The 7,000-nt window shown below is 45.4% G+C and carries 9 protein-coding genes; 8 read left to right on the forward strand and 1 reads right to left on the reverse strand.

The genetic code is table 11. The features are described from left to right. Positions 1 to 573: 573 nt before the first annotated feature. From H6F68_RS00280 to H6F68_RS00305, 6 genes are all read left to right on the forward strand, one after another. Complete coding sequence (locus H6F68_RS00280) at positions 574 to 1,380, forward strand: hypothetical protein (RefSeq protein WP_190555708.1); 807 nt, start codon at positions 574 to 576, stop codon at positions 1,378 to 1,380. Between the two features lie 64 nt (positions 1,381 to 1,444). Beyond that, positions 1,445 to 2,041: a hypothetical protein gene (locus H6F68_RS00285; RefSeq protein WP_190555709.1), complete on the forward strand. Its 597-nt coding sequence runs from the start codon at positions 1,445 to 1,447 to the stop codon at positions 2,039 to 2,041. Positions 2,042 to 2,043: 2 nt separating this feature from the next. After that, the gene (locus tag H6F68_RS00290) at positions 2,044 to 2,217 is read left to right on the forward strand and encodes a hypothetical protein (protein WP_190555710.1); all 174 of its coding nucleotides are present in this window, start codon (positions 2,044 to 2,046) and stop codon (positions 2,215 to 2,217) included. 645 nt (positions 2,218 to 2,862) lie between these two features. Then, positions 2,863 to 3,420, forward strand: a complete 558-nt coding sequence (locus H6F68_RS00295) for a DarT ssDNA thymidine ADP-ribosyltransferase family protein (RefSeq protein WP_190555711.1) — start codon at positions 2,863 to 2,865, stop codon at positions 3,418 to 3,420. Between the two features lie 26 nt (positions 3,421 to 3,446). Further along, a complete protein-coding gene (locus H6F68_RS00300) occupies positions 3,447 to 4,469 on the forward strand; it encodes a macro domain-containing protein (RefSeq protein WP_190555712.1) in 1,023 nt (340 codons plus the stop codon). Positions 4,470 to 4,478: 9 nt separating this feature from the next. Further along, on the forward strand, positions 4,479 to 4,655 hold the full coding sequence (locus H6F68_RS00305) for a hypothetical protein (protein ID WP_190555713.1): 177 nt from the start codon (positions 4,479 to 4,481) through the stop codon (positions 4,653 to 4,655). Positions 4,656 to 4,787: 132 nt separating this feature from the next. On the opposite strand, the gene H6F68_RS00310 is transcribed toward H6F68_RS00305, so the two are convergent. After that, positions 4,788 to 5,081 (reverse strand): TRADD-N-associated membrane domain-containing protein, encoded by a 294-nt coding sequence (locus tag H6F68_RS00310; RefSeq protein ID WP_190555714.1) that lies wholly within the window; start codon positions 5,079 to 5,081, stop codon positions 4,788 to 4,790. 215 nt (positions 5,082 to 5,296) lie between these two features. On the opposite strand from H6F68_RS00310, the gene H6F68_RS29555 reads away from it, so the two are divergent. Together H6F68_RS29555 and H6F68_RS29245 are read left to right on the forward strand one after the other, a co-directional pair. Further along, the gene (locus tag H6F68_RS29555; protein WP_313929987.1) at positions 5,297 to 6,625 is read left to right on the forward strand and encodes a pentapeptide repeat-containing protein; all 1,329 of its coding nucleotides are present in this window, start codon (positions 5,297 to 5,299) and stop codon (positions 6,623 to 6,625) included. A gap of 114 nt (positions 6,626 to 6,739) precedes the next feature. Continuing rightward, positions 6,740 to 6,874, forward strand: coding sequence for a hypothetical protein (locus tag H6F68_RS29245; protein ID WP_277875982.1), 135 nt, complete (start codon positions 6,740 to 6,742; stop codon positions 6,872 to 6,874). Positions 6,875 to 7,000: the final 126 nt, after the last annotated feature.

The following is a 7,000-nucleotide window of genomic DNA, read 5'->3' on the forward strand; positions in this document are numbered from 1 at the left end:
ATGCCATTGAGATACATTTTGATGCACAGTTGCTTGATGTCATCGGAGTAAGCCCAAGGACGGTAAGACTCGAGAAATTGGCGACCACACTGCTTGCACTGATAGCACTGTCTTCCGCGACGGTGACCGTTTTTAGCCGTGTGAGTGGAGTGACATTGAGGACATTTCATACCTTCATTGTGCCAAAGCCAGCATTACTCTTTCAGCAACGCCGCTTTTCTATATTCTGCTTATCAAAAAACATGTGTCTTTGACTGCACACAAGCTCGCACGTGACACCGGGAACAAACTGAGCAATATGTTGGGGAAAAAGTAGGGGAGCTTTCGATTCACTTTCCATCTTTTCAGCGAATTGTGTTTAGGGATGTGGAGTAAGGGCGATCGCAATACTTCCGTTAGGATTCGAACCTAAATAACAAAGACCTCGTTTCCTATCTGTAGCCCCAGATGCTAGGGAGTCGAACCCAAAGGCAGCAATGCTGCGGGTAGCCCAGCTCGCCCCAGAAGCAATTCTATTTTAGGCGCGATCGCTTGAAGCCAGCTTCAAAGCTGATTGAGGATAGCGAGGGAACAATGCCCGCGAACTTAACAGCGGGCAATGCTTGCTCCCTATGGGAACCTATGACCACTCTCCAGCAACTGAAGCAACTGATCGAAGCAAGCTCTGATTCGGAACTCAAGACCCAAGCCGCCGCCCTCCTCACCGCCGCTGAAACCGAAGTATCTGGCCTAGGTGAAGAGAAGGTCGCACTACTTCGCAAGCGCGATGAACTACTGGGCAAGTTGAACAAATTCAAGAAGTTTGAAGCCCACGCCGACGTTGACATTGACGAGCTGCTGCAAATCAAGGGCCGCTACGAAAGCCTTGATTCTGAGAGTAAGTCCAAATACCAAAAACTTTACGATAAGGACAAGACCGCTTTTGATAAGCGATTGGAGCAAATCGAGAAGGAGCGGGCTCAAGAGAAGCTCGATCGCGAGAACGAACAGAAGACTCTTGCTGCTGAGAAACTGAAGACTACAACCATCCTTGAGCTTTCAAAGCCCGAATATAACGTGTTCGACCCTGAGCAGTTGTTCATGCTGGTTGGTTCCCAAATCCGCTTGAGCGAGGCTGGAAAGCTGGTCTCCGGGGACGAGTACAAGGAAGTGGCGATCGCTGACTTCCTGGGTGGACTGAAGGATCAGCCGAGATACCAAAACCAATTCAAGGCTAACGGTGCCAACGGTTCTGGCTCGATTCCCTCCCAAGGTTCCGGTGGTTCTGGCACAGTAAACCCCTGGAAGAAGGAGAGCTTCAACCTAACCGCACAAGGCCGCATGATGCGCGAGAACCTAACGCTGGCCGCATCCATGAAAGCAGCAGCAGGGGTGAAGTAGATATGAACTTTGTAGTAGGACTAGCTGTGGGCCTGGTAATCGCTTGGACTACAGCAGTAGGGTCTTGTATCTGGTTTTTGCTTCATGCTCAGTGGTCGTCGGCGATCGCCGCTTTCCTCATTACATGGCTACTGAATTGGTTGGCTGGTCATCTATTGCAGGCTTGGAAGGATTGATGATGGACAAGAGCAAGGTCAAAGAAGTTGTCGATACCAACATCCTCAAAATGATGCGTCAGCTCGGTGTGCAGGCATGGAAGGTTGCAGTTTTGTATGAACCTACTGGCAATCCGAACTGGGTTGCGTCTTGTACACGTCAGCTACCCTACCAGTCAGCCGTCATTCGCATCGACCCCCACATGGCCGAGAGTGAAGCAGATGTTCTTAACTCTTTGCGTCATGAACTGATTCATGTGCTTCTAGCGCCTCTCGATGCTTACCGAGATGTGGTCATTAGCAATATTGAAGCTGACAGTCCAATGGATGCTGCTGAGGATCGGGCTTGGACTATGGCGATCGAAACTTGCGTGCTGGCAGTAGAAAGAATTTTTGATTGGGGGTTGGACCTGAAGCCAGGTCAGTCAATGCCAGTAGTGGCAGAGCCAGCGACTGAGGCGAAGCCAGTTAAAGAGAAGCGATCGCGGAAAGCTAGGAGTAAATAGCTATGGATAAGACCACGATCGCCCTTGCGGCTCAAGCAATGGGCGTAACTGAAGTCAAGCTAAATGAGCACTTGAAGGCTGGGCAGGTCATGAGTGAACAGTTTCTTCCTGAATTTGGGAAGCAGTTACAGTCTGAGTTCGGCGAAAGACTAGGAGAAGCGATCGCGAAAACCTAAAAGCAAATAGCCAGCAGCTACACACAGCCACAGAGCAGGGTTTCGGCCCTGCTTTTTGATTAGAGTGGGCCGTGAAGAGAATGCTGGGGTTTAGGGATGCCTTCATGTCAGTGAGTATCGATCTCTAGGCTTCTTATTTGGTTTGATTTGGAGTTTTCAGCCCTTTACTTCCGTACTGTAAGCCTTTGAACCAAAGTAGGCCAAGTTAAAAATTGGAGTAGGGGTAGTTGGGCAAGTGAGGCGATCGCAGAACAAACTACTCAAAATTTGGAGTTTGAGCAAGAAATCGATAATGACCCCTCAGTTCCGATTGTTAATATGCAGCAACCGCACTTAAGGTATACAATCATATCACTAGTCTACCAAGAACAAGATAGGCTCAACTGAGTAAATAACTAGTGTTCCATGCTCAACCCACGTAGTCTAAAGAATTTGAAGCCAATACCTTTAATAGGGGCTCAACCATTGGCACGCAAACCACTATCTGTAAAAGTCGAGCCAGAAATTGATCAAGCTGTCCGCTCGCTTAACAATCCCTCTGAGTTCTTGAGACGAGTTATCACAGAAGCTGTTAGACGCGAGCTAATTGGAGACTAGCTGAAGTAAGAATTGACTTAATTAATAAGGGTATCCAAGGCAAGGAATATGCCTATTGAAAAAAATAGACTTTTATACCATTTAACTTCATTAGAGAATATAGAGTCTATTTTAAGAAATGGATTACTTTCAAGACGTGATAATTTTCATAAGTTTGATGATGTAGCCGAATCGGACATCATTAAATTTAGAAAAAAGGTTGGTTTGGACTTATATGTACCGTTTCACTTTTTTCCAAAAAATCCTTTTGATGGCAGAGTGCAAATAGATTCTCCTAAAAAAACATTTATTTACATCTGTGTATCCAAAGAATTTGCGAGAAACAAAAACTTCAAGGTAGTTACAAAGCACCCCACAGCATTGAAGCATTTAAGTCTATATAGATACTTGCCTGGAATAAAGAAAATAGATTGGCATACAATGAATATTAGAGATTATTCTGATGACAACTGTAGACACGTTTGTATGGCAGAGTGCCTATCACCCAACTTAATCAAACTACAAGATTTTGAATGTGTTTATGCTCCAAATAATAGAGCGGCACATCATGTCAAAGAGAAATGCTTGGATGAATTTGATCGTTTATTGTTTCCCATAGAGGTATAAGGAAATCTATTTAGAAAGCAATTACTATGATTCAATTTACTACGGGAGATATTCTACAATCCAACGCTAGCTGCTTAGTAAACACAGTCAATTGTGAAGGCTACATGGGCAAAGGAATTGCCTATCAATTTAAACTGATGTTTCCTGAAAATAATAGGGACTATGTTAAAGCATGTAGAAATGGGTCTTTAAAGATAGGTAAGATTCATTATTTTTGGGAAAATAATAAATTAATTGTTAATTTTCCAACAAAAGACAAGTGGCGTGAAAAATCTAAAACCGAATATATACACAAGGGATTATTAGAACTAGTTAAACTCATTAAGTTACTGGAATTAGAGTCTATTGCTATTCCACCCTTGGGCTGTGGCAATGGGGGGCTAAGTTGGGCTGAAGTCAGACCAATGATTCTAGAACACTTATTCTCGGTATCAGATTTTACAGAAATATTAATATATGAACCATCTCAGTACTTTATTTCGAAAAGTTCTGAGGCACCAAAACTAAATGTGAGACATTTAGTTTTGAGGATATTCAAGCTTAAGTTGAATAAGTTCAACAAGCTACGTCTACAAAAGACAGCTTATTTCATGAATATTTTTCTAGGAAAAAGCTACTTTAAATTTTCGAAATACAAGTATGGTCCATATGCTCACTCTATTGATATTTTGACTAAAGATATTAAAGAGTTTCAGGATTTTTATGAAATACCTACTGAAGAAGCCTTTAAACTAGCAAAAACCACATTAACTAGTAAATCAATAGATCAGAAGATAAAAGATTTTGAGGAATTCATAGATAAAGCTACAGACTTTGTAAATGAGCTCACCTCTGACAAAGATTTAGAGCTTGTTGCAACAATCTGCTCACTGCTTGAGGCTGAACCAGATATAACGACTGAGAAAATCATAAGAGAGATAAAAGATTGGTCTCAAGAAAAAGCCAATAGATTTTCTGAGGAAGACATTTTAGAGGCAGTCCGCTCTCTTGAGTTAAAAAACATCATTCAAATAAATTTAATGGGGCTTTATAGCCTGAGCAAGTTTTGAATTAAGTTTTTGTCGAAAATATTTTTATTTCTAAGAACATACACAGAGCGATCGCTCAGGTTCTCTGACTTGTTTAAATTGGCGATCGCGCTTGGGGAAGTGGAGAGGGATGGAGGGGCGATCGCTCTAATCACGCAAAACCTAGACCAAGCGTTGAGATTCAGAAAATTTCTGATTTTGAGCTGAGTGCTTGGTGGGGTAGGGCGACCACACCTAGGAAGAGGGTTGAAGGGGCGATCGCTGTCCTGAGTCTTAAAGTTTTGCCTCGTTAGCGAGGATTGCTATTCCCCCTGCATTGATGGCAACTGATAAAGCTACTTAAGGCTTGTAGAACTCACTCAACTCCTCCAAAACTTTGTCCAAGCGATCATTCGCATCCTTGGCAAAACGAACACAGCAAGCACTCGAAGCCAAGCCACCCGCAGCCGTTACGGTGCCTTTGGAAAACTTGCTAGAGAGCAGCAATCCGAACCCTACTAAGCCTACGCAGGCAGAAATCGCAGTGGCACTTAGGGCTAGATTGAAAGAATATTTAGCTTGGCGTAATCGTTCTTGGATAATGGCATCTTCTACTGGAGTCTGATTTTTAGATGAAGGAATAAGGCTGTTCATGGGAAGTGTTGAGAGATTTCTTTTGACACTTTCATGCTCATTTAAAAACCCTCAAACTCCCTCCAGGTAATGGTTTTGTTGTGCTTCTCTTTAGCCTAACGTATGACTGTTCATATTCAATGGTTGGCTGATACTTTAGTTTTGGTTAGTTTAAGATTACTGATGAAGCAACTTGTTGGACGATGATGCCCCCAGCCAAGCGCAGAAGAGTGACTGTGACTGCCTCGCCTGTAGGTATCGATCGCGCAGAGAAGTCCTTGCTGAGGCAGGGATTCGAGTCCAAAAGTAATTTTGCAAAGACTCAGTTGATCGGCAAAAGCACTGTTGATAAGTTCTTCAATCGACAGCCCATTCAACTTGATACTTTTAAGAGAATTTGTAAGGCATTGAAGATAGAAGACTGGAGAAGTGTTGCAGAGTTAGAGTCCCTTGTGGCTCAATGTGAGTTAGAAGCTGCTGGAGAAGAAGTGGAGTTAGATGTTGCCGAAGCGATCGCAAGTCAGCCTACGGCTATGAACCTAACTGCTGCTCGTCGCATCACTGTTGCCAATCGGGAAAACGGGAAAGTTCAGTTCGAAATCGTTCTAAAAGGCGATATTGCCTCTATTGACGATCAAGTTCAAAAGACACTTGAAACGATTTTTAGAAGCCTGTTGGGGAGCAGTATCACGATTACAGATATTCAAGCAGGTAGCATTAGAATCAAACTCCAAGGCTCTCCAGAAGATTTTGCCAGACTGATCGATCGCTTGACTTCGGGAGAGCTGATAGAGATTAATGGTTTCCCAGTTGAAAACATCCAGATTTTGAGCCAAAGCTTTCTGGAGGAGGTTGAGGAGAGCAGCTCTAACAACAAGTGGGATTTAGTTCAAGAGATTATCAGTCGTCCGCTTCCGGGACGGCAGGTAAGTGGAGCCGATCTCAGTGATGCCGACCTCAGTGGAGCTGACCTCCGTGATGCTGACCTCAGTGGAGCTGACCTGAGTGACGCCGATCTCAGTGGAGCCGACCTCCGTAATGCCCTCGACCTTGCCCTCAACCGCGCCCTCCGTGATGCCCACGCCCTCCGTGATGCTGTCAATCACGCCCTCGCTCTCAAGCGCGACCGCCCCCTCAATCTCTACCTTACCCTCAACCTCAACCGCACCCTCAACCGTGCCCTCGACCTTGCCCTCGACCTCGACCACACCCGCGCCTTCAATCTCGACCGTGCGCTGAAGCGTGCCCTGGAGCGCGACATCGCCCTCGACCGCGATCTCAACTTTGCCCTCGACCGCGATCTCAACTTTGCCCTCGACCGCGCCCTCACCCGTAAACGCGACCTCACCCGCAACCTCGCCCACGCCCGCGATCTCAACTTTGCCCTCGACCGCACCCGTACTCGCAACACCAACCTAAAGGGAGCCAATCTAGGCGGAGCGATCGTCGAGCATACTCTCTTTGGTAAAGGTATAGGACTCACCCAGGCCGAAAAACTTGATTTAGAGCAGCGCGGTGCAATCTTTAGCGACTCCACAGGCGATCGCGAATTCATCTTGAGATAACAAGTCCTTACCTAATCGTCCCGATCGCTTGGATGAGGTGCAGCAGCGATCGCTCTTCACCCAGACCTCCCCAAAAAGATGTCCGAACCTTGGACAACTGGCAGGAGCACTCACTTGGTTGCGTTCCCCAATTGGGGAAAAGTTGCAGGGGCGATCGCGCCACTGATTAAGTCCCCTCAGCAGTGGAATCGCCTTACCTCTAAGGTGCCCTTATGGCCCCATGAAGATCTCTTGAAGTACCGTTTTTAGTACTGTTTGGGGTGGTTTTCGTGAGTGGACTAGGTGCTGGGATGGTTATACCAATTCTCTAAATTCTGGCGACAGATAGAGCATCCAAGATAGATTGCCGTCCCGTAATCGATGCCACGACTTCAT

Source organism: Trichocoleus sp. FACHB-262 (genome assembly GCF_014696035.1).
Lineage (GTDB): Bacteria > Cyanobacteriota > Cyanobacteriia > FACHB-46 > FACHB-46 > Trichocoleus.